This window comes from uncultured Tenacibaculum sp. (assembly GCF_947494125.1).
Classification (GTDB): domain Bacteria; phylum Bacteroidota; class Bacteroidia; order Flavobacteriales; family Flavobacteriaceae; genus Polaribacter.
Genome location: NZ_CANLTU010000001.1, coordinates 1 through 20,249 on the forward strand (window position 1 = coordinate 1; position 20,249 = coordinate 20,249).

The following is a 20,249-nucleotide window of genomic DNA, read 5'->3' on the forward strand; positions in this document are numbered from 1 at the left end:
CTCCTTAGCTCAGTTGGTTAGAGCATCTGACTGTTAATCAGAGGGTCTTAGGTTCGAGTCCTAAAGGAGGAGCAAAATAAACAAAGGCAACGTAGAAGCCGATAATTTCTACAACATACATATTTGTTCTACATGAACATTCCTCCTTAGCTCAGTTGGTTAGAGCATCTGACTGTTAATCAGAGGGTCTTAGGTTCGAGTCCTAAAGGAGGAGCAAAAAAGGCTTACATTCGTGTAAGTCTTTTTTTATTTTTATACTATGCAATTTCCAAAAAAACTCTCTACTAAACTAGCGCAACGTAAAGAAAACAACTCTTTAAGAATTCTTGGAGAGCATACTAATTTGATTGATTTCTCGTCAAATGACTATTTAGGCTTTGCTAAATCTGAAGTTGTTTTTGATAAAACTCATCAATTTTTAATTGATAAAAACATAAAAATTAACGGAGCAACAGGCTCTCGATTACTTTCAGGAAATCATAATTTATATACTGAAGTTGAAAAAGAATTATCTGAATTCCACAATTCCGATGCCGCTTTAATTTTTAATTCTGGTTATGATGCTAATATTGGTTTTTTCTCTTCTGTTCCTCAACGCGGAGACATTATTCTATATGACGAATTAATTCATGCTTCTATTCGTGATGGAATTCAACTTTCAAAAGCTAAAGCTTATAAATTTAAACATAATAACCTTTTTGACTTAAAAGAAAAGATTGTTCGCTTTAAACCAAATGAAAACAACGATGTTTATGTAATTACAGAATCTATTTTTTCTATGGATGGAGACAGCCCTGATCTTAAGAAAATTGTTCAGGTTTGTGAAAAATATAAAGCTAATTTAATAGTTGATGAAGCTCATGCTATTGGTGTTTTTAACAATGGTTTAATTGAAGAACTAGGTTTAGAAAAAGGTGTTTTCGCTAGGATTATTACCTTTGGAAAAGCACTAGGCTGCCATGGAGCTGCTATTTTATGTTGCAACAGCTTAAAAGAGTACTTAATTAATTTTTCAAGAAGTTTTATTTATACTACTGGGTTATCTCCACACTCTATAGCTACCATTAGCTTTGCTTATAAAGAATTACAATTATCTAACTCAAGAGAAAAACTACAAACAAATATTTGTTTTTTTACTGAAGAAGCTAATCGATTAAATCTTAATTTTATAAAGAGTAAGTCGGCTATTCATTGTTGTATTATTCCTGGCAATGAAAACGTAAAAAATATTGCTAAAAAATTAGAGAAAATTGGATTTGATGTAAAACCTATTTTATCTCCTACTATAAACAAAGGAGAAGAAAGATTACGTTTTTGTTTACATTCTTATAATTCCCATCAAGAAATAACTTTTGTTTTAGAACAACTTGCTACTTTTGTTTCTTAAAAAATACATATGAGAGATGATTATACAATTTTAGCTGTTTTTGAATATTCTACAGAAGCTCAAGTAATAAAATCAAAACTGGATTCTGAAGATATTAGAACGATGTTAATGGATGAAAAAACTATTGATACTGATCCTTTATTAAGTCAAGCAATTGGTGGTGTAAAATTACTTGTTCATAATCAAGATCTAAATAAAGCATCAAATATTTATAATGAAGTAAGAGCTTATGAAAAAGATGAAAACGGAAATGCTTATCAATGTAGTAAATGTAAATCATCAAAAATATTAGTTGCTCCACCTCAACGTAAAAGCTTTTTCTTTATGTTATTTCCTTTTTTTGAAAGCAGAAAATTAATATGTAACGATTGTAAAACAATCTTTTAATGAAAAAATATTTTATAACAGGAATTTCCACTGAAGTAGGAAAAACAATAGCTTCTGCAATTATTACTGAAGCTTTAGAAGCTGACTACTGGAAACCTATACAAGCTGGTGAATTAGAAAATTCAGACGCTCATAAGGTTGAGCAATTAATTTCTAATTCTAAAACCATTATACATCCTAACTCATACGCTTTAAAAACTCCAATGAGTCCACATGCTGCTGCTGAAATAGATAATGTAGCTATAGAATTAACCAACATAACTGAACCAGAAACATCTAACAACTTAGTTATTGAAGGTGCTGGTGGTTTATTAGTTCCTCTGAATAATTCGGATACTATTTTAGATATTATAAAACCCGATTATAAAGTAATAGTAGTTTCTCGCCATTATTTAGGAAGTATTAATCATACTTTACTAACTGTACAGCTTCTAAAAGAAAAAGGATTTGATGTCTCAATACTTTTTTCTGGAGATGAGCATCCAACTACTGAAGCTATTATTAAAAAAATGGCCAATGTTCCTGTTATTGGACGAATTGATGAAGAACCTTATTTTGATCAAAACGTTATACGCGAATATGCCGACCTTTTTAAAGACAAATTATGACATTACAAGAAAGAGATAAAAAACATTTATGGCATCCTTTAAAACAACATCAAACACATCCAAATAGTTTAGGTATTGTAAAAGCAAAAGGCTGTATTTTAACTGATGAAAATGGTAATGAATATATTGATGCTATTTCCTCTTGGTACACCTGTATGTTTGGTCATTGCAATGACTTTATAACAACGAAGGTTTACAAACAAATGCAAACATTAGATCAAATAATGTTTAGCGATTTCACACATGAACCTGCAGTTAAACTATCAGAAGAACTGATTAAAATTCTACCAGAAAATCAGAATAGAATTTTCTTTAACGATAATGGCTCTACTGCTGTTGAAGCTGGAATTAAAATGGCACTTCAATACTATTTTAATAAAGGTGAAAAAAGAAATACGTTTGTTGCTTTTGAAAATGGTTTTCATGGAGATACTTTTGGTGCCATGTCTGTCTCTGGATTGTCTGTTTATAATGGTCCTTTTGAAGATTTTTTAATGGATATTAAACGTATTCCTGTTCCAAATGGAAATAATAGTCAAGTTATTTTGAAACAATTACAGCAAATTGTTTCTGAGAATAGCATTGCTGGATTTATATATGAACCTTTAATACAAGGCGCAGCTGGGATGAAAATTCATAATGCTGAAGATTTAAATCCTGTTTTACAATTTTTCAAAAATCACAATATTTTAACTATTGCTGATGAAGTTATGACTGGTTTTGGTAAAACTGGAAATAATTTTGCTTCAGATGAAATCACCACAAAACCAGATATTATTTGTTTAAGTAAAGCTTTAACTGCTGGTTTAGTCCCTATGGCTATTACATCTTGTACAGAAGATATTTATAATGAGTTTTTAAGCAATGATATTGCTAAAGGTTTTTTTCATTGCCATACATATTCTGCAAATCCGATAGCTTGTAGTGCTGCATTGGCTAGTATTGAATTATTACAAAGTGATGAAATTCAGAAAAACATTCAATACATTTCAGACTCTCATAAGTCGTTTACAAATAAAATAGCTAATCATCCTAAAGTAACAACTACTAGAAGCAAAGGTGTAATTTTAGCAATAGACTTAAAAACTAATGCTGGTAGATATGGAACTTTAAGAGATCAATTATTAAAATCATTTATGGGTAAAGGAGTATTTTTACGTCCGCTTGGAAATACTATTTATATTCAGCCACCTTATGTAATTACAAAACAACAATTACAAAAAATATATACTACTATTGAAGAGGTTTTAGATACTTTCTAAAACCTTTTCTTTTTTCAATAAATTTATCTCTTCTTGCGTTTCTTTTATACGCACATATAAATCTTCATAAATCCATTCACCGTTAGATTTAATTCCTTTTATTATTAAAGTACCTTCTCCTTTATCTCCACGTATTGGAATAGAAAAATCCACATCACCATCATTATTACTTAACGAGATATTTCCTGAAGGAATACCATATTTTTCAATTTCATCACCAAGTAAAAATTTTACTTTTTCATTATCTCTAACCTGCTCCATAGCATATTCTACAGGTGTTGCATTATCTATTAGTTTAGAGACTCCAAAAATAGCAGCTCCAATTCCAAATACAAAGAATAAAATAATTCCTATACAACCACAGCCACAGCCCCCTACAGGAACAGCCCACATCCAATTTCTACTAAACCAACTTTTTTGAGAAGCCTCTTCCATTTTTTTAAAATTTAATGAATACAAAATACAGCTTTTTTTAAATAATTTATCTATTTTTCAATAAGATAACTAATCAAGGGCTGTCTTTTTTTGTTCCTATTCTAAAAAAGTTGAAATTTGCACTTTAAAAGAAATAAAAAGTTGAATACAAGAATTTCTATTACAGCAATGGCTTCTGTTTCTTCTTTAGGGAGTACTCCTAATGAAGTTTGGAAAAACTACCTTAATACTAAACATTATTTAAGTACTAAGAATTTTGACAATTTTAAGGCTTATGTAGCCCAGTTGTCTGATGATATTAAAAATGAAATCAATCAACTAAAATATTCAGATAATAAGTATAAAAATCTAGATGAAACTGTTTTATACACCATCTATGTAGCTCGTAAAGCTATAAAAAACACAAACTGGAAACCTCAAGACAACTTTGGTATTAACATTGGTTCTTCTCGAGGAGCTACATCTTTATTTGAAAAATATTATAAAGAATTTTTAGAAACAGGTAAATCGTCAACATTAAGTTCTCCAACAACTACTTTAGGTAATATTTCATCGTGGATTGCTCACGATTTACAAACCAATGGCCCGGAAATTTCTCATTCAATTACTTGTTCTACAGGTTTACATTCTTTATTAAATGGAATTGCTTGGTTACAATCTGGAATGACTAATAAGTTTATGATTGGTGCCAGTGAAGCTTCTTTGACAGATTTTACTATTGCTCAAATGCAAGCTTTAAAAGTATATTCAAATGAAACTGAGGAATATCCTTGTAAAGCTTTTGACATGACAAAAACAAAAAACACCATGGTTTTAGGTGAAGGTGCAGCTGTTTTTTGTTTAGAAAATGATATTCAAGAAAACGCAATTGCTTTTATAGATGGTATTGGTTATGCTACCGAAGTTCTAAAACATAATACTTCGGTAACTGCAGATGCAGAATGTTTTCAAAAATCAATGAAAATGGCACTAAAAAACACATCTGTTAAAGAAGTAGATGCCATAGTTATGCATGCACCAGGAACCATAAAAGGTGACCAATCTGAAATAAATGCTATAAATGCAGTTTTTGGAAATCACACCCCATTTTTAACAACTAACAAATGGAAAGTGGGTCATACTTTTGCTACTTCTGGCTTATTAAGTTTAGAGCTAGCTATATTAATGTTGCAACATCAAAAAGCAATAGAAGTTCCTTTTGCAAGCAAGCAAGATCTTCCTAAAAAAATAAATAAAATATTAGTTAATGCAGTAGGTTTTGGAGGAAATGCAGTTTCTGTATTACTATCTAAATAATATCCTTATTTTTACCCCAACAAACAACTCGAATTTATGAGCGAAGTAAGACATAACTGGACGAAAGAAGAAATTCTAGAAATATATAACAAACCTATGATGGAGCTTTTATACGAAGCTGCTACAATTCATAGAAAAAGTCACGACCCCAACGTAGTACAAGTTTCTACATTACTATCTATAAAAACTGGTGGATGCTCTGAAGATTGTGGATATTGCCCACAAGCTGCACGTTACCACACGAATGTTGATGGAAATGATTTAATGTCTGTACAACAAGTAAAAGCACAAGCTTTAAGAGCAAAATCTGGTGGAAGTTCTCGCGTATGTATGGGTGCTGCTTGGAGAAATGTAAAAGACGGACCTGAATTTGATCAAGTATTAGAAATGGTTAGAACCATTAATAAACTAGACATGGAAGTTTGCTGTACTTTAGGTATGGTTACTGAAAATCAAGCACAACGTTTAGCTGAAGCAGGATTGTATGCTTATAACCACAATTTAGATTCTTCTGAAGAATATTATAAAGAAGTAATTTCTACTCGTGGGTACCAAGATAGATTAGATACCATTGATAATGTTCGTAAAACGAATGTGACAGTTTGTTCTGGAGGAATTATTGGTATGGGAGAATCTGCAGAAGATAGAGCTGGAATGTTAGTTGCTTTATCTACCCTAGATCCTCAACCTGAATCTACTCCAATTAACGCTTTAGTTGCAGTAGAAGGAACTCCATTAGAAGATGAGAAACCTGTTGAAATTTGGGATATGGTTCGTATGGTAGCAACCACTCGTATTGTATTACCTGAAACACAAGTGCGTTTATCCGCTGGTAGAACTCAAATGAGTAGAGAAGGGCAAGCAATGTGTTTTTTTGCTGGTGCTAACTCTATTTTTGCTGGTGATAAATTATTAACGACACCTAATCCTGATGTAGACGAAGACATGAAAATGTTTAAACTATTAGGATTAAATCCACAAAAACCTTTTACTAAAAAAGTTCAACCACAATCTGTTGAAGCAAAAGATTCTGAATTTGAAACTTTAGGTGAAAAGCCAAAATGGAGTCGACCTGATCATAAAATTGATCGTAACGAACAAAAGAAACAAGAGGCTAAAGAAATAAAAAAACAAACTCTTAATGTTAAGAGAATGCTTACAGAAGAACCTCAGAAAGAATCTGTAAAATAACACTAAAAAGAACTACTAAAAAGTAGTTCTTTTTTTTATTACATAATGTGCAAATTCTTATTTTTAAATCTAACTCATTTCTAAATATTTTTTAACAAGAATCTATCTAAATAATTTGGAAACGTTTTATTAACTTTGCTTCTTGAAAAAAAGGGTGCATGGGATTACAGTTACAACAAATAGACAGGGTTGAAACCATAACAAAAGAAGATTTTATTAAAAACTACTTCAAACCTCAAAAGCCAGTAGTTATTGAGCGTTTTATTGAAGATTGGCCTGCTTATGATAAATGGTCTTTAGAATACATGAAAGAAGTTGCGGGCGACAAAACCGTTCCTTTATATGATGATAGACCTGTAGATTACAAAGATGGTTTTAATGAACCGCATGCCACTATGAAAATGAGTGAGTATGTTGATTTATTAAAAAGAGAACCAACAAAATTTCGTATTTTTTTATGGAATGTATTAAAAGAAGTTCCTATTCTTCAAAAAGATTTTAAATTTCCTGATTTTGGTTTACGTTTAATGAAAGGGTTACCAATGTTGTTTTTTGGAGGTACAGATTCTTATACCTTTATGCATTACGATATTGATTTAGCTAACATTTTTCATTTTCATTTTGAAGGAAAAAAGAAGTGCATTTTATTTGACCAGAAACAAAATAAATTCTTATATAAAATACCACATTCTTTAATTACAAGAGAAGATATTGATTTTAATAATCCTGATTTTGATAAATGGCCTGCTCTTAAAAAAGCCCAAGGTCATGTTGCTGAGTTAGAACACGGTAATGTTTTATATATGCCTGAAGGTTATTGGCATTATATGCGTTATATAACTCCTGGTTTTTCTATGAGTTTACGTGCAATAGCTCGTAACCCTAAAAATTTAGGTAAAGCTATTTACAATGTATTTATTATGCGTACTGTTGATAATATAATGCGAAGGATAAAAGGTCAGAAATGGATTGATTGGAAGAACGAACAGGCTCTTGTAAGAACAAAAAAATAAAAAAAGCACCTTATTGGTGCCTTTTTTATTCTATTTCCCAAACAAACGTTGAAAGAAATTTTTTGTTTTTGTTGTAGCTTCCTTTAATTCTTCTTGTGCATCTTCTGCTAAATCTACTATGTGTTCAGTTGCTTCTCCTGCCAACTCAGATGCTTTTTCTGTTACGTTATCCAAAACTTCTTTTGCATCTTCTGCTAATTCAATTGCAGTTTCTTTCATTTTCTGCATTGACTCTTCTGATATTATTTCACTAGCTCTATCTTTAATACTTTCTACTGCATCAACAATATGCTCTCCTGTTTCTCCTGCTAGTTCTGACGCTTTTTCTGTTACTTTATCCATAACATCCTTTGCTTTATCTAAACCTTCATCTAAATTGTCTTTAAACTTCTTATTATCTTCTTCCATTTCTTATAAAATTAACTTAAAACCAACCTCTATCGTTTGTTTGATATGTATAAATAAATTCTTCATCTGATTTTGTTAGATAAATAATTCCTTCTACCAAACCTATTACAGCTACAACCCAAGCAGCTATACCACACGTAATAATACCTAATATAAAAGTACCTACTAACATTATTATTCCTTCTTTAGTATAACCTAATATAAATTTATGAATTCCTAAACCTCCTAAAACAATAGCTAAAATTCCAGCTAAAACTCGTTTACTTTCTTGATTTGGAATAGTATTTCCATTTTCATCAATTACATTCATTTTTTTGGTTTTAATTGTTAATTGCTATAAATTTATAAAAAAGCTTCGTCTTTTGGTTCCCATAGTTCAATTTTATTTCCATCTAAATCTACAATCCATCCAAACTTGCCATAATCATACTCTTCTACTTTATCCAATACGGTAACTCCTTTTGTTTTAAGCTCTTCTAATAACTCAACTAAATTTTCGACACGATAATTAAACATAAACTCCTTTTTTGAGGGTTCAAAATAATTTGTATTTTTTGTAAATGGACTCCATTGAGTTGAAGCTTTTTTTCCTTCTTTATCTTTCCACCAAAATGTACAACCCCAATCATCCGTATTAAATCCTAAATTGTTTTTGTACCAATCTTTCGTTTCTTTTGGGTTTTCTGTTTTAAAAAAAACACCCCCTATACCTGTTACTTTACCTTTCTTTTTCATTTATTTTCTTTTTACATTAGTTTCGTAAATATCAATCCATTCTTCAATTGACATTTTAGTAGTTAATTCAGCTATTAAATCAAAAGGGATTTCTTCTATTTTTTTAAATCGAATACAGCTTTTCCCCATATCCAGTTTTCTCTTAGAATACTTAGGGTATTCAGCAACAAACCAATCTAGCAATTCTTTCTTAGCGTAAATTCCACTATGGTATAAATTAATTGAATTCTTTTGTGAAGCAATATTCATAAAAGGTAAAGGTAAATTTGTATCGCAATGATATCCTTTTGGATATATTGAATGTGGTACATAATAACCAATCATATTATAATTCATCCCCTCTTCAAAACCTTTGGGAAGATTCTCTTTAATTGTTTTTCGTAACTTTTGCATAATTGCTTGTCGCTCTTCGGGAATTTGAGCAATATATTCTTCTGGTGAATTTGCTTTGTACTGCATACTAGTTTTATTTACGTTGTAAAAATAATCCTGATAATAAAGATATAATAAATCCAATAACACTAACTAAAACTACCATAAATAAAGCAGCTGTAGTACTAGTCATTTCAATTATTTCATCTTCTCTACCTTTTTCTATTAACATTTGCTCATAGTTTTTAAAAAAGTCAGGATCTATAAATTCCGTATAAATAAAATCTGCTATTCCAATACCAACTCCAACCATTAATGAAATAAGTGTACCTATAATTATAGCTTTACCTAATGATATTATTCCTTCATTTATATTATCTCTATAATGTTTGATTCCGAAATAAATAAACGATAATGAAATGAATATTGAAATATACCCTAATATCTCATTTGTAGAATAATCTAAGTTTTTTATTCCTAAAACAAGATGTAATATAAAAATTATAAAACCTGTAAAAAAACCATAAACACCATACCTTGTTATTGTGTTTTTCATTTGAGAATAATTTTAAAAATTAATGTAAGTTAAAACTAAAAAAAGTATCCTAAAAAGAAGTCATACTAAAGTACCAAAAGTATATTTCTATAAAATTTGTAGAGATTTTGCTATTTGAACAGCTTGTGTTCTTCGTTTAGAATCTAATTTCATTAGAATATTTGATACATGAGTTTTTATAGTGCTTTCAGATAAAAACAAAGATTCTGCTATTTCCTTATTCGATAAACCTTCAGCTATTTTTTGAAGAACTTCATACTCTCTTTTAGTTATATTAAGTTCTGCTATTTTTTTATAATTTATTTCTACTGATAAAACTTTTGGTTTACTTAAACTTTTTTTATTGATGTATATTCCTATAAAAAAGAAAATTACAGCAATAATTCCAATAACAATTTCTATTCTTAAATCATTAAAAACTAAAGCATATTTACTAATTTTAAAAAGAAAAAATAATGCTAAAATAAGTGCACTAAAAATGAAAATTGTTTTTCTCATTTTGAAAAATTAACAAAATTTTGCTTTAATTTTATCTACTATAGTTTGAGCCAATTTCTCTTTACTTTCAATTGTCCATCCTGCTACATGTGGTGAAAGAATTACATTTTTTGCATTAATTAAATATTTAAAAGCTTCTGGCATTTCTATATCATTTGATACACCTTTTTTTTGAAACAAATTTTCAAACGATTTTTTTTCATACTCTAAAACATCTAATCCTGCTCCTAAAACTTTTCCTTTTTTTAAAGCTTCAACTAAATCTGAAGTAATTACTGATTTTCCTCTCGCTGTATTAAGCATCCAAAAAGGCTTAGAAAAGCCATTAATAAATTCTGAACTTATCATATTCATCGTTAATTCAGTTTGTGGTGTATGCAAACTTAAAACATCTGCTTTTTCTTGTAATTCTTTTAAAGGTACTTGCTTACAGTTTTCATCTCCAACATTTGGTTGTATGTCATAACAAATAACTTCTACATCAAATCCTCGTAACTTTTTAGCAAAAGCCTTTCCCATGTTACCATAACCTATTAAACCAATGGTTTTACCATCTAACTCAACTCCTCGGTTATCTTCACGTAACCACTTTCCACTTCTAACTTCGGCACCTGCTTTATTAAGTTTATTAAATAAGGATAGTAACATACCCAATGTATGCTCTCCTACAGCATTCCTATTCCCTTCTGGTGCAGAAATTAAATAAACACCTTTTTTTGTAGCATAATCACAATCTATATTTTCTAAACCCGCACCTACTCTACCTATAAATTTCAGGTTTACTGCTTTATCTAAAAATTGTTGATCAATTGTAAATCTACTACGAATAATTACTCCATCATACTGATGAATTTTTGCCTCGATTTCTGTTTTTGTTGAAGTATAATCTTCTTCATTAGTAAATCCTAAATCTTTTAATCGATTTAGAAGTAATGAATGATTTGAATCTAAGTGAAGTATTTTCATTTTGAATATAAAAAAACCTTCTTATTTAGAAGGTTTATAATAATTAATATTGTTCTTTTTCGCTAGGAAAATCTTGCGATTTAACATCTGCTATATAATTTTGAAAAGCATCTGTCATTTCAGCGTATAAATCTAGATATCTACGTAAAAAACGAGGGTTAAATTCATGTGTCATCCCAAGCATATCGTGCGTTACTAAAACTTGACCATCAACTCCTCCTCCTGCTCCTATTCCAATAACAGGTATTGTTAAACTTTTAGCTACTCTTTCTGCTAAAACTGCTGGAACCTTTTCTAAAACTAGTGCAAAACAACCTAATTCTTCTAATAATTTTGCATCTTCTAATAATTTCTCAGCCTCTTCTTCTTCTTTAGCTCTTACAGTATAAGTTCCAAATTTATAAATAGATTGTGGAGTTAATCCTAAATGTCCCATAACAGGAATTCCTGCTGTTAATATTCTTGATATTGACTCAGCTATTTCACTTCCTCCTTCAAGTTTTACTGCATGTCCTCCTGACTCCTTCATTACTTTAATAGCTGACTCTAAAGCACTTTTAGAATTACCTTGATAAGTTCCAAAAGGTAAGTCAACAACTACTAAACAACGTTCAACAGCTCTTATTACAGAACTTGCATGATAAATCATTTGGTCTAATGTAATAGGTAAAGTAGTTTCGTGACCTGCCATTACATTCGATGCTGAATCTCCTACTAAAATGACGTCAATTCCTGCTCCATCAACAATCTTTGCCATGGTATAATCATATGCAGTTAGCATAGAGATTTTTTCTCCATTAGCTTTCATTTCTACTAATGATTTTGTGGTAATCCTTTTATATTGTTTTTTAGCTACTGACATTATTTTTAATTTTCTAGTTTGTAAAAATACACAATTATTCTGTTGATTAATTACTTAAATAAAGTTCAATCTCTACTTTTTAATCTTCCTAAAAGTCGTTAATCTTCTGTTAATTATCTTTTCTTCATTTACTTTTTTTATAGTTTTACTATTCATAACCAAACTAATATGCATAAAATAACCACTATTCTAATAGTTTTTATTCTCACGAGTATTTCTCATGCTCAAAACAAAAAAGAACATCCAATTATTAAGAAAACTATTACTACTTTTTTTGAAGGACTTCATAAAGGAGATAGTGCTATTGTTAGTGCAACTTTACACCCTTCTGTTAAAATACAAACAACTTTTACCAATAAAGAAGGTAAAAGAAAATTACTAACAGAAAGTAAAGAAAATCTTTTAACTAAGATTGCTGGTAAAAAACCTGAACATACATATTTTGAGAAACTTTTGTCTTATAACATTGAGGTTGATGGCAATTTAGCTTCTGTTTGGACACCTTATGAATTTTATTTTAATGATAAGTTTAGTCATTGTGGTGCCAACTCCTTTCAACTATTTAATAATAATGGAAAGTGGGAAATTATTTATTTAGTAGACATGAGGCGTAGAAATAATTGTAAAACGATAAAAAAATAACTCTATGAAAAAATATTTTCTGTTTTTTATATTAATAGCTAATATAAGTTTTGCTCAAAACCCAAAAATGTTTTTGCCTGAATTGTTTAAAGGACTACCTAATGTAAGAGACTTTTCAATGAATCAAGAAGGTGATGAGTTTTACTTTACTATAGAAAGTTTTGCAAAAAAGTATTCATTTATAGCTTTTTCAAAAAAAATAAATGGTGTTTGGACTACTCCAAAAGCAGTAAAGTTTTCTGGGCAGTATAAAGATTTAGAACCTTTTTTATCTCCAGATGGTTTAAAACTATTCTTTGCTTCAAACAGAAAAAACAACACCTCTTCCGAGATAAAAAAAGACATGGATATATGGTATGTTACAAGAAACAAAACATCTGATAGTTGGTCTGAACCTAAAAACGTTGGTCTTATTATAAACACTTCTAAGGATGAGTTTTATCCTTCTGTTACTAATAAAGGTGATTTATATTTTACCGCAGAATATGAAAACTCAAAAGGAAAAGAAGATATATATGTTAGCAGATTTATTAATAACACATATACCAAACCTATTTCTTTAAGTAATAATGTTAATTCAGAAAAATATGAGTTTAATGCTTTTGTTTCTCCTGATGAAAACTTTATCATATTTACATCTTATGGTAGAAAAGATGGTTTAGGACGTGGCGATTTATACATAAGCAAGAAAGACAAAAATAACAACTGGTTACCTGCTGAACATTTAAAAAATGGTATTAATTCTAAAAAATTAGATTACTGTCCATTTGTTGACATAAAACATAAGAAACTTTATTTTACCACAAATAAAAACACAATACCTAAAAGTTTTAAAAACAGAAAAGATTTAACAGAAATCATAGAATTTATAAATAGCAACCCTAATGGATTAAGTAGAATTTATCAGACATCTTTTAAATAAAAAATAGCTTATATTTGACGCGATGAACCGAACTGATAAATCCAACACTTTATCTCCAAACAAATGGGTAGATGACTATGCAGATTATTTATTTAATTATGCTATAGCTCGTGTAAATGATTCTAATATTGCTAAAGATTTAGTCCAAGAAACTTTTTTTGCTGGACTTAAATCTGCTAAAAACTTTGAAGGAAAATCAACCGAAAGAACGTGGTTAGTTTCTATTCTAAAGAGAAAAATAATTGATTATTATCGAAAGATTAATTCTAAAAAAGGTCAAGCTGAAGTAAGAATGAATTTTTATGATAATGGTGAAAATGAAGGTAATTGGATTGAAGAACGAGTACCCCAATCGTGGAATAATGAAGCTGAAAAGAGTATTGAGAATAAAGAATTGAAATCTCAAATAGATGAATGTATAGGTCATCTTCCTAAAAAATATGCTATGGTTTTTAGAATGAAAACTATTCAAGAGTTTGAGACTGAAGAAATTTGTAAGGAATTAGACATCACTCCGTCGAACCTATGGGTTATCATCCATAGAGCGAGAACTCAGCTGAGAAATTGTATGGAAAAGAACTGGTTTAATAAGTAAGAAACAATGTTTAAAAATTTTAAAATAACATGCGATGAAGCTACTGCTATTTGTGATAAAGCACAATATGGTGAAGCTTCATTTTACGAAAAATTACAACTTAATTGGCATATATTAATTTGCAAAATTTGTGCTTTGTATTCTAAACAGAATAAAAAGATGTCACATATTTTTAAAATGAAAGCTAGTGATTGTAAGAACGAAACAAAGTGTTTATCAAACAAAGATAAAGATGCTTTAAAAGAACAATTAAGTCAATTTAATTAACAAGTTTGGTCTGTTTAAGATCAATTTTTGATTTTTTGTTAGATTGAAACGGAATTTATTTAATAATAGATTCCGTTTTTTTATACCTTTGATTTAAAAATATATTCATGCATTTTCTTCCTGAAAAAATCGATGATTACGCAGTTAGTCATTCACAAAAAGAACCTAAAATACTTCAAGAATTAACAAAAGAAACTTGGCAAAAAATATTAAATCCAAGAATGTTAAGTGGTGCTTTTCAAGGTAGAGTACTATCTATGATATCTAAATTGATTCAACCGCAATCAATTTTAGAAATTGGGACCTATACAGGTTATTCTGCATTATGTTTAGCTGAAGGCTTGAAGAAAGATGGTATACTTTATACCCTTGATAAAAATGAAGAGTTAGAAGAACTTCAATATAAATACTTTCAAAAATCAGAATACGCTAATCAAATTAAACAAATTATAGGAAATGCTATAGATATTATTCCTTCTATAGATAATAAGTTCGATTTAGTATTTATTGATGCTGATAAATCTAATTACTTAAATTATTTTGATTTAATTATTAATAAAATGAATCCAGGTGGGGTTATCTTATCTGATAATGTACTATGGAGTGGAAAGGTAGTAGAGGCTCTAAATCCTAAAGATATTGACACTAAAATCCTTTTAGAATATAACAGGAAACTGAATGAAGATAATCGCTTAGAAACTGTTTTATTACCCATAAGAGATGGGTTGACTATCAGTAGAGTAAAATAAAATTACTATTTTCTTTTTATTGGCCCAGTAAAGTCATCAATATTATCTTTAACTTCATTAACTTCTTTATTAATGTCTCTTACAAAGTCGGTATCTATACCTTGATTTTTAGCACTATCGTTTATTTCTTTTTTAATATCATTAGTTGCATCCTTAATTTGTCGCATTCCTTTACCTAAGCCTCTTGCTATTTCTGGAATTTTGTCTGCTCCAAATAGCATAACAACTATTAGTAAGATTATAAAAATCTCTGGTCCTCCAATAAATAAAAATGTTCCATTCATAGGTACAAAGATAATTAAAATAGGTAGTTAAATTCTTTATATAATAAAAAAAGCCAAACGTTATGTTTGGCTTTTCAATATAATTTAAATCAATTAGTCTGCAAGAATAATTGCTTTATTATCTTTCATTTCTAAAGTACCAGATTTAATTGCTAAAGTTAAAACCTTATCATCTTCTGGTAAACTTACAATACTTCCATGTAAATCATCAAAAACTAAATGATCTTGAGTATGAACATGAACTTTTACTGTTCCTTTGTTTAAAATAGATACAACTGGTGCGTGATTATTTAAAATCTGAAATTCACCATTAATACCTGGTACAGTAACAGAATCTACTTTTGATGAAAACAAAATCGCTTCTGGTGTTACAATTTCTAAATACATAATTTCAATAGAATTAATTATTGTTAATTGTTATTTGAACTATGCTTCAGCTAACATTTTCTCACCAGCGTCAATTGCTTCCTGAATAGAACCTCTTAAGTTAAAAGCTGCTTCTGGATATTTATCCAATTCACCATCCATAATCATATTAAACCCTTTAATAGTGTCTTTAATATCTACTAAACATCCTGGTATCCCAGTAAATTGTTCAGCTACGTGGAATGGTTGCGATAAGAAACGTTGTACACGACGCGCTCTGTGAACTACTAATTTATCTTCTTCAGATAATTCTTCCATACCTAAAATTGCGATAATATCTTGTAATTCTTTATATCGTTGTAAAATTTCTTTTACTTTTTGTGCTGTATTATAATGCTCATCACCTAATACTTCAGCAGATAAAATTCTTGAAGTAGAATCTAAAGGATCTACTGCAGGATAAATACCTAACTCAGCAATCTTACGAGACAATACTGTAGTTGCATCTAAGTGAGCAAACGTTGTTGCCGGTGCTGGATCCGTTAGATCATCTGCAGGTACATAAACTGCTTGTACAGATGTAATAGAACCTTTTTTAGTAGAAGTAATACGCTCTTGCATTGCTCCCATCTCTGTTGCTAATGTTGGTTGATAACCTACTGCAGATGGCATACGACCTAATAATGCCGATACTTCAGAACCTGCTTGTGTAAAACGGAAAATATTATCTACGAAGAATAATACATCTTTCCCTTGTGCTTCCCCTGCTCCATCACGGAAATATTCAGCAATTGTTAAACCAGATAAGGCAACACGCGCACGTGCTCCAGGTGGTTCATTCATTTGACCAAATACAAATGTAGCTTTAGAGTTTCTCATTCCTGGTTTATCAACTTTTGATAAATCCCATCCTCCTTCTTCCATAGAGTGCATAAAATCATCTCCATATTTGATAATTCCAGACTCTAACATCTCTCTTAATAAATCGTTTCCTTCACGAGTTCTTTCACCAACTCCTGCAAATACAGATAAACCTCCGTGTCCTTTTGCAATGTTGTTAATTAATTCCTGAATTAATACCGTTTTACCTACTCCTGCTCCACCAAATAAACCAATTTTACCTCCTTTTGCATAAGGCTCAATTAAATCAATTACTTTAATACCAGTAAATAATACTTCTGTTGAAGTTGATAATTCGTCAAATTTTGGTGCTTGACGGTGAATAGACAATCCTGAATCACCAGTTTTAGGTAAATCTCCTAATCCATCAATAGCATCACCAGTTACGTTGAATAAACGACCGTAAATATCATTACCTATTGGCATCTGAATTGGATTCCCTGTAGCTACTACTTCTGTACCTCTACTTAATCCATCAGTTGCATCCATAGAGATTGTACGTACCGTATCTTCTCCAACATGCTGTTGTACTTCTAAAACTAAAATAGAACCATCAGCTTTTTTAATTTCTAATGAATCGTAAATTTTTGGTAATTCAGCATTTTCTGTATTAAACTCAACATCGATAACTGGACCAATAATTTGAGAAACTTTACCTGTTATTGTAGACATTACTATATGTAATTAAAGTTATTTAATTTGCTATGTGAGCTTTAGCTCCTTTTTTCAAGGTGCAAAGGTAATTTTTTTAAAGGAATTTAAAAAACGTTTTGCGCTATTTTTCATAAAAATATTATATAAAAAAAGCCTCGCAAACGCGAGGCTTTTAATATGTATGTTTTTGATAAATTATTTTACTAATTTAATCTCTACACGTCTGTTTTGAGCTCTACCAGCTCTAGTTTTGTTGTTTGCAATTGGATAGTCTTCACCAAATCCTTGAGATGATAATCTGTTTGCAGCAACTCCAGCTTTAGAAACTAAATAGTCTAGAACAGCTTTAGCTCTTCTTTCAGATAATTTCATGTTGTTAGCAGCTCTACCTTGACTATCTGTATGTCCTTGAATACTAAATTTAGCTTTAGGATAGTTCTTCATGATACCAGCAATTCTATCTAAATTATCAGTAACTCCAGCTTTAAAAGAAGTTCTTCCTGAATTAAAGTAAATAGCTCTTGCGAAATCATTTAATTGCTTCACAGCTTCTTCTTTAATAATAACTTCAGGACATCCGTTGTTAGATGCAACACCTGCAACTTTAGGACACTTATCGTCTTTGTCTAATACTCCGTCTCCGTCAGTATCAGGCCAAGGACATCCATTGTTTGCAGCAGGTCCTGCAGTGTTAGGACATTTATCTTTACTATCTACAACACCATCTCCGTCAGCATCAGGACATCCGTTGTTAGCTTTAGTTCCTTTTTCAGTTGGACAAGCATCATCTTTATCAGCAATACCATCTCCATCTGTATCAGGACATCCGTTTAATGCAGCTAAACCAGCAACTTCTGGACAAGCATCATCAGAATCTTTAATACCATCTCCATCAGTATCAGGACATCCATTAAATTCTTTTAATCCAGCAACTTCTGGACAAGCATCATCTTTGTCATAAACACCATCTCCATCAGTATCTTTTCCTCCAAATCTGAAAACTAATCCAGCAGAGTGTTGGAAGTGATCTTGTACTTTATCACCAAATTCTTTCTTAGCACCAGATTGGAAGTTTAATCCTAAGTTTTCATTAAACCAAGTATTAAAACCAACACCAGCATTTAACATACCTTCGCTGTTATCTCCTAAAGAAGTATAACCTCCACCTAAATATACATAAGGATCAAACCAAGAAGTGTCTCCAAATAAATTATTTAAGTCATATTTTACGTTTGCATCGATAGCCCAGTAAAGCTCATCCATATCATTTTTAGCAGCAAAATGCTCAATCTTGTTTATAGATCCAGCTAACTGTAACGTAAAACCATCGTTTAAATATCTATCAACAGTTATTCTTGATATTGAAGGTAAGACATTCCAGTCACTAGTACCGATATAATCTTTTGCATAATCTCCAAATTCAGTTGGGATTCTAACGTCAACAGCGTTAACTCCAAATCCAACCGCCCATGGGTTGTCTGAATCCTGTGCGTTTATCGTTCCTACAGTAGCGAACGTAAACAAAGCTATCACAGCTAATTTGATTTGTTTCATTATTAAAAATTTAAATTAAAAGTTCGTTTATATATAGCGCAAATGTAAGTTGTTAAAACTTATTTACAAAAGCAAATCTACAAAAACTTATAAGAATTCCAAGTTTTTGACTTAATATCTTTATATGACATTTAACTCTTTTCCTACTCTAATAAAAGCATTTACAGCTTTATCTATGTGTTCTTTTTCATGTGCTGCTGACAATTGCACTCGAATCCTAGCTTTCTCTTTTGGTACTACCGGGAAGAAAAAACCAATTACGTAAATTCCTTCTTCTAATAATTTATTAGCCATTATTTGCGATAATTTTGCATCATATAGCATTACTGGTACTATTGCAGCATCTGCTCCTACCAAATCAAAACCTGCTTTTTCCATTTCCTCTCTGAAATAATTGGTATTCCATTCCAATTTATCTCTTAGTGTGGTATCATTAGACAGTAAGTCAAATACTTTTAAGGATGCTCCAACAATTGCTGGTGCTAATGAGTTTGAAAATAAATAAGGACGTGAACGTTGACGTAGTATTTCAATAATTTCTTTTTTACCTGTAGTATAACCTCCCATTGCTCCTCCTAAAGCTTTCCCTAGAGTTCCTGTTACAATATCTACACGATCCATTACATTTTTAAGTTCCACGGTACCTCTTCCTGTCTTTCCTATAAATCCAGCTGCATGACACTCATCTACCATTACCAATGCATCGTATTTATCCGCTAAATCACAAATTTCATCAAGCTTAGCTACAATTCCATCCATAGAGAAAACTCCATCTGTTACTATAACTTTAAATCGATGATTCTGTTTATTTGCCTCTATTAATTGTTCTTCTAATGCTGCCATATCATTATTAGCGTAACGATATCTTGCTGCTTTACACAAACGAACACCATCTATAATTGATGCGTGGTTTAAACTATCTGAGATTATTGCATCCTCTTTTGTTAATAATGGTTCAAAAACACCTCCATTAGCATCGAAAGCTGCTGCATACAAAATAGTATCTTCTGTTGTATAGAAGTTGGCTATTTTCTGCTCTAAACTCTTATGTATATCTTGAGTACCACAAATAAAACGCACTGATGACATTCCAAAACCATGAGTATCCATAGTATCTTTTGCTGCTTGTATTACTTCTGGATGATTTGATAATCCTAAATAATTATTTGCGCAAAAATTGATTACCTCTTCTCCTGTTGAAACTTTAATTACCGCGTCTTGCGATGATGTTATAATTCTTTCTGATTTATACAACCCAGCATCTTTAATATCCTGAATTTCTTGTTGCAATTGATCTTTTATTTTTCCGTACATAATTTATGTTTGAAAGTTGTTTGCTT

At 30.5% G+C, this 20,249-nt stretch carries 26 protein-coding genes and 2 tRNA genes; 14 read left to right on the forward strand and 14 right to left on the reverse strand.

Going from position 1 to position 20,249, the window contains the following annotated elements; genetic code table 11:
- The first annotated feature begins 1 nt into the window (after position 1).
- The 6 genes from Q0881_RS00005 to bioA all read left to right on the forward strand — a co-directional run bounded on the left by Q0881_RS00005 (position 2) and on the right by bioA (position 3,644).
- Positions 2-72: transfer RNA gene (locus Q0881_RS00005), tRNA-Asn, on the forward strand.
- A gap of 68 nt (positions 73-140) precedes the next feature.
- Positions 141-214, forward strand: a tRNA-Asn gene (locus tag Q0881_RS00010).
- 45 nt (positions 215-259) lie between these two features.
- On the forward strand, positions 260-1,387 hold the full coding sequence (locus Q0881_RS00015; RefSeq protein ID WP_299155764.1) for a pyridoxal phosphate-dependent aminotransferase family protein: 1,128 nt from the start codon (positions 260-262) through the stop codon (positions 1,385-1,387).
- 9 nt (positions 1,388-1,396) lie between these two features.
- Complete coding sequence (locus Q0881_RS00020) at positions 1,397-1,774, forward strand: DUF2007 domain-containing protein (RefSeq protein ID WP_299155766.1); 378 nt, start codon at positions 1,397-1,399, stop codon at positions 1,772-1,774.
- Positions 1,774-2,382 (forward strand): dethiobiotin synthase, encoded by a 609-nt coding sequence (bioD, locus tag Q0881_RS00025; protein ID WP_299155767.1) that lies wholly within the window; start codon positions 1,774-1,776, stop codon positions 2,380-2,382. Before Q0881_RS00020 ends, bioD begins: the two co-directional genes overlap by 1 nt.
- A complete protein-coding gene (bioA, locus tag Q0881_RS00030) occupies positions 2,379-3,644 on the forward strand; it encodes an adenosylmethionine--8-amino-7-oxononanoate transaminase (protein ID WP_299155768.1) in 1,266 nt (421 codons plus the stop codon). The genes bioD and bioA overlap by 4 nt, the downstream gene beginning before the upstream one ends.
- Here the strand turns inward: bioA and Q0881_RS00035 are convergent.
- The gene (locus tag Q0881_RS00035) at positions 3,630-4,079 is read right to left on the reverse strand and encodes a cytochrome c oxidase assembly factor Coa1 family protein (protein WP_299155769.1); all 450 of its coding nucleotides are present in this window, start codon (positions 4,077-4,079) and stop codon (positions 3,630-3,632) included. The two genes, bioA and Q0881_RS00035, sit on opposite strands and share 15 nt — an antisense overlap.
- Positions 4,080-4,220: 141 nt before the next feature.
- On the opposite strand from Q0881_RS00035, the gene Q0881_RS00040 reads away from it, so the two are divergent.
- The 3 genes from Q0881_RS00040 (at position 4,221) to Q0881_RS00050 (ending at position 7,579) form a co-directional block, all read left to right on the forward strand.
- A complete protein-coding gene (locus tag Q0881_RS00040) occupies positions 4,221-5,375 on the forward strand; it encodes a beta-ketoacyl synthase N-terminal-like domain-containing protein (RefSeq protein WP_299155771.1) in 1,155 nt (384 codons plus the stop codon).
- A 36-nt stretch (positions 5,376-5,411) separates the two neighbouring features.
- Positions 5,412-6,566: a biotin synthase BioB gene (gene bioB / locus Q0881_RS00045; RefSeq protein ID WP_299155773.1), complete on the forward strand. Its 1,155-nt coding sequence runs from the start codon at positions 5,412-5,414 to the stop codon at positions 6,564-6,566.
- Positions 6,567-6,724: 158 nt separating this feature from the next.
- A complete protein-coding gene (locus Q0881_RS00050) occupies positions 6,725-7,579 on the forward strand; it encodes a cupin-like domain-containing protein (RefSeq protein ID WP_299155775.1) in 855 nt (284 codons plus the stop codon).
- Positions 7,580-7,609: 30 nt separating this feature from the next.
- Here the strand turns inward: Q0881_RS00050 and Q0881_RS00055 are convergent, their stop codons facing one another.
- From Q0881_RS00055 to panB, 8 genes are all read right to left on the reverse strand, one after another.
- Positions 7,610-7,987, reverse strand: a complete 378-nt coding sequence (locus Q0881_RS00055) for a hypothetical protein (RefSeq protein WP_299155776.1) — start codon at positions 7,985-7,987, stop codon at positions 7,610-7,612.
- Between the two features lie 16 nt (positions 7,988-8,003).
- Positions 8,004-8,297, reverse strand: a complete 294-nt coding sequence (locus tag Q0881_RS00060; RefSeq protein ID WP_299155778.1) for an NINE protein — start codon at positions 8,295-8,297, stop codon at positions 8,004-8,006.
- Positions 8,298-8,329: 32 nt separating this feature from the next.
- Positions 8,330-8,722: a VOC family protein gene (locus Q0881_RS00065; RefSeq protein ID WP_299155780.1), complete on the reverse strand. Its 393-nt coding sequence runs from the start codon at positions 8,720-8,722 to the stop codon at positions 8,330-8,332.
- Entirely contained in the window at positions 8,723-9,181 is a 459-nt protein-coding gene (locus Q0881_RS00070) for a DUF1801 domain-containing protein (protein WP_299155781.1), read from the reverse strand.
- A 7-nt stretch (positions 9,182-9,188) separates the two neighbouring features.
- Positions 9,189-9,650 carry a DUF4199 domain-containing protein gene (locus Q0881_RS00075; RefSeq protein WP_299155782.1) on the reverse strand — a complete coding sequence of 154 codons (462 nt, stop codon included), beginning with the start codon at positions 9,648-9,650 and terminating at the stop codon, positions 9,189-9,191.
- Between the two features lie 87 nt (positions 9,651-9,737).
- A complete protein-coding gene (locus Q0881_RS00080; RefSeq protein ID WP_299155784.1) occupies positions 9,738-10,148 on the reverse strand; it encodes a response regulator transcription factor in 411 nt (136 codons plus the stop codon).
- 9 nt (positions 10,149-10,157) lie between these two features.
- Complete coding sequence (locus tag Q0881_RS00085) at positions 10,158-11,114, reverse strand: 2-hydroxyacid dehydrogenase (RefSeq protein WP_299155786.1); 957 nt, start codon at positions 11,112-11,114, stop codon at positions 10,158-10,160.
- A 43-nt stretch (positions 11,115-11,157) separates the two neighbouring features.
- Entirely contained in the window at positions 11,158-11,976 is an 819-nt protein-coding gene (gene panB / locus Q0881_RS00090; RefSeq protein WP_299155788.1) for a 3-methyl-2-oxobutanoate hydroxymethyltransferase, read from the reverse strand.
- A gap of 168 nt (positions 11,977-12,144) precedes the next feature.
- Between panB and Q0881_RS00095 the strand changes: the two genes are divergently transcribed.
- The 5 genes from Q0881_RS00095 to Q0881_RS00115 all read left to right on the forward strand — a co-directional run bounded on the left by Q0881_RS00095 (position 12,145) and on the right by Q0881_RS00115 (position 15,151).
- Positions 12,145-12,618: a nuclear transport factor 2 family protein gene (locus Q0881_RS00095; RefSeq protein ID WP_299155789.1), complete on the forward strand. Its 474-nt coding sequence runs from the start codon at positions 12,145-12,147 to the stop codon at positions 12,616-12,618.
- A 4-nt stretch (positions 12,619-12,622) separates the two neighbouring features.
- Entirely contained in the window at positions 12,623-13,540 is a 918-nt protein-coding gene (locus Q0881_RS00100) for a hypothetical protein (RefSeq protein WP_299155793.1), read from the forward strand.
- Between the two features lie 22 nt (positions 13,541-13,562).
- Entirely contained in the window at positions 13,563-14,135 is a 573-nt protein-coding gene (locus Q0881_RS00105; RefSeq protein WP_299155795.1) for a sigma-70 family RNA polymerase sigma factor, read from the forward strand.
- A gap of 6 nt (positions 14,136-14,141) precedes the next feature.
- The gene (locus tag Q0881_RS00110) at positions 14,142-14,402 is read left to right on the forward strand and encodes a hypothetical protein (protein ID WP_299155797.1); all 261 of its coding nucleotides are present in this window, start codon (positions 14,142-14,144) and stop codon (positions 14,400-14,402) included.
- A gap of 107 nt (positions 14,403-14,509) precedes the next feature.
- The gene (locus tag Q0881_RS00115) at positions 14,510-15,151 is read left to right on the forward strand and encodes an O-methyltransferase (RefSeq protein WP_299155799.1); all 642 of its coding nucleotides are present in this window, start codon (positions 14,510-14,512) and stop codon (positions 15,149-15,151) included.
- A gap of 5 nt (positions 15,152-15,156) precedes the next feature.
- Here Q0881_RS00115 and Q0881_RS00120 read toward each other — a convergent pair whose 3' ends face one another.
- The 5 genes from Q0881_RS00120 to kbl all read right to left on the reverse strand — a co-directional run bounded on the left by Q0881_RS00120 (position 15,157) and on the right by kbl (position 20,223).
- On the reverse strand, positions 15,157-15,435 hold the full coding sequence (locus Q0881_RS00120; protein WP_299155801.1) for a twin-arginine translocase TatA/TatE family subunit: 279 nt from the start codon (positions 15,433-15,435) through the stop codon (positions 15,157-15,159).
- 93 nt (positions 15,436-15,528) lie between these two features.
- Positions 15,529-15,822 (reverse strand): F0F1 ATP synthase subunit epsilon, encoded by a 294-nt coding sequence (locus Q0881_RS00125; RefSeq protein ID WP_299155803.1) that lies wholly within the window; start codon positions 15,820-15,822, stop codon positions 15,529-15,531.
- Between the two features lie 39 nt (positions 15,823-15,861).
- Positions 15,862-17,373: a F0F1 ATP synthase subunit beta gene (gene atpD / locus Q0881_RS00130; protein WP_299155805.1), complete on the reverse strand. Its 1,512-nt coding sequence runs from the start codon at positions 17,371-17,373 to the stop codon at positions 15,862-15,864.
- Between the two features lie 177 nt (positions 17,374-17,550).
- Positions 17,551-18,909 carry an OmpA family protein gene (locus Q0881_RS00135; protein WP_299155807.1) on the reverse strand — a complete coding sequence of 453 codons (1,359 nt, stop codon included), beginning with the start codon at positions 18,907-18,909 and terminating at the stop codon, positions 17,551-17,553.
- Positions 18,910-19,029: 120 nt separating this feature from the next.
- A complete protein-coding gene (gene kbl, locus Q0881_RS00140) occupies positions 19,030-20,223 on the reverse strand; it encodes a glycine C-acetyltransferase (protein ID WP_299155809.1) in 1,194 nt (397 codons plus the stop codon).
- Positions 20,224-20,249 lie beyond the last annotated feature (26 nt).

Coding starts and splice junctions, on each gene's coding strand:
- bioA (WP_299155768.1), top strand. CDS start 2,379: ATGACATTACAAGAAAGAGATAAAAAACATTTATGGCATCCTTTAAAA.
- Q0881_RS00110 (WP_299155797.1), top strand. CDS start 14,142: ATGTTTAAAAATTTTAAAATAACATGCGATGAAGCTACTGCTATTTGT.
- Q0881_RS00120 (WP_299155801.1), bottom strand. CDS start 15,435: ATGAATGGAACATTTTTATTTATTGGAGGACCAGAGATTTTTATAATC.
- Q0881_RS00020 (WP_299155766.1), top strand. CDS start 1,397: ATGAGAGATGATTATACAATTTTAGCTGTTTTTGAATATTCTACAGAA.
- Q0881_RS00125 (WP_299155803.1), bottom strand. CDS start 15,822: ATGTATTTAGAAATTGTAACACCAGAAGCGATTTTGTTTTCATCAAAA.
- Q0881_RS00035 (WP_299155769.1), bottom strand. CDS start 4,079: ATGGAAGAGGCTTCTCAAAAAAGTTGGTTTAGTAGAAATTGGATGTGG.
- panB (WP_299155788.1), bottom strand. CDS start 11,976: ATGTCAGTAGCTAAAAAACAATATAAAAGGATTACCACAAAATCATTA.
- Q0881_RS00050 (WP_299155775.1), top strand. CDS start 6,725: ATGGGATTACAGTTACAACAAATAGACAGGGTTGAAACCATAACAAAA.
- Q0881_RS00070 (WP_299155781.1), bottom strand. CDS start 9,181: ATGCAGTACAAAGCAAATTCACCAGAAGAATATATTGCTCAAATTCCC.
- bioB (WP_299155773.1), top strand. CDS start 5,412: ATGAGCGAAGTAAGACATAACTGGACGAAAGAAGAAATTCTAGAAATA.
- Q0881_RS00105 (WP_299155795.1), top strand. CDS start 13,563: ATGAACCGAACTGATAAATCCAACACTTTATCTCCAAACAAATGGGTA.
- Q0881_RS00115 (WP_299155799.1), top strand. CDS start 14,510: ATGCATTTTCTTCCTGAAAAAATCGATGATTACGCAGTTAGTCATTCA.
- Q0881_RS00095 (WP_299155789.1), top strand. CDS start 12,145: ATGCATAAAATAACCACTATTCTAATAGTTTTTATTCTCACGAGTATT.
- Q0881_RS00065 (WP_299155780.1), bottom strand. CDS start 8,722: ATGAAAAAGAAAGGTAAAGTAACAGGTATAGGGGGTGTTTTTTTTAAA.
- Q0881_RS00015 (WP_299155764.1), top strand. CDS start 260: ATGCAATTTCCAAAAAAACTCTCTACTAAACTAGCGCAACGTAAAGAA.
- Q0881_RS00075 (WP_299155782.1), bottom strand. CDS start 9,650: ATGAAAAACACAATAACAAGGTATGGTGTTTATGGTTTTTTTACAGGT.
- kbl (WP_299155809.1), bottom strand. CDS start 20,223: ATGTACGGAAAAATAAAAGATCAATTGCAACAAGAAATTCAGGATATT.
- atpD (WP_299155805.1), bottom strand. CDS start 17,373: ATGTCTACAATAACAGGTAAAGTTTCTCAAATTATTGGTCCAGTTATC.
- Q0881_RS00135 (WP_299155807.1), bottom strand. CDS start 18,909: ATGAAACAAATCAAATTAGCTGTGATAGCTTTGTTTACGTTCGCTACT.
- Q0881_RS00100 (WP_299155793.1), top strand. CDS start 12,623: ATGAAAAAATATTTTCTGTTTTTTATATTAATAGCTAATATAAGTTTT.
- bioD (WP_299155767.1), top strand. CDS start 1,774: ATGAAAAAATATTTTATAACAGGAATTTCCACTGAAGTAGGAAAAACA.
- Q0881_RS00085 (WP_299155786.1), bottom strand. CDS start 11,114: ATGAAAATACTTCACTTAGATTCAAATCATTCATTACTTCTAAATCGA.
- Q0881_RS00080 (WP_299155784.1), bottom strand. CDS start 10,148: ATGAGAAAAACAATTTTCATTTTTAGTGCACTTATTTTAGCATTATTT.
- Q0881_RS00060 (WP_299155778.1), bottom strand. CDS start 8,297: ATGAATGTAATTGATGAAAATGGAAATACTATTCCAAATCAAGAAAGT.
- Q0881_RS00055 (WP_299155776.1), bottom strand. CDS start 7,987: ATGGAAGAAGATAATAAGAAGTTTAAAGACAATTTAGATGAAGGTTTA.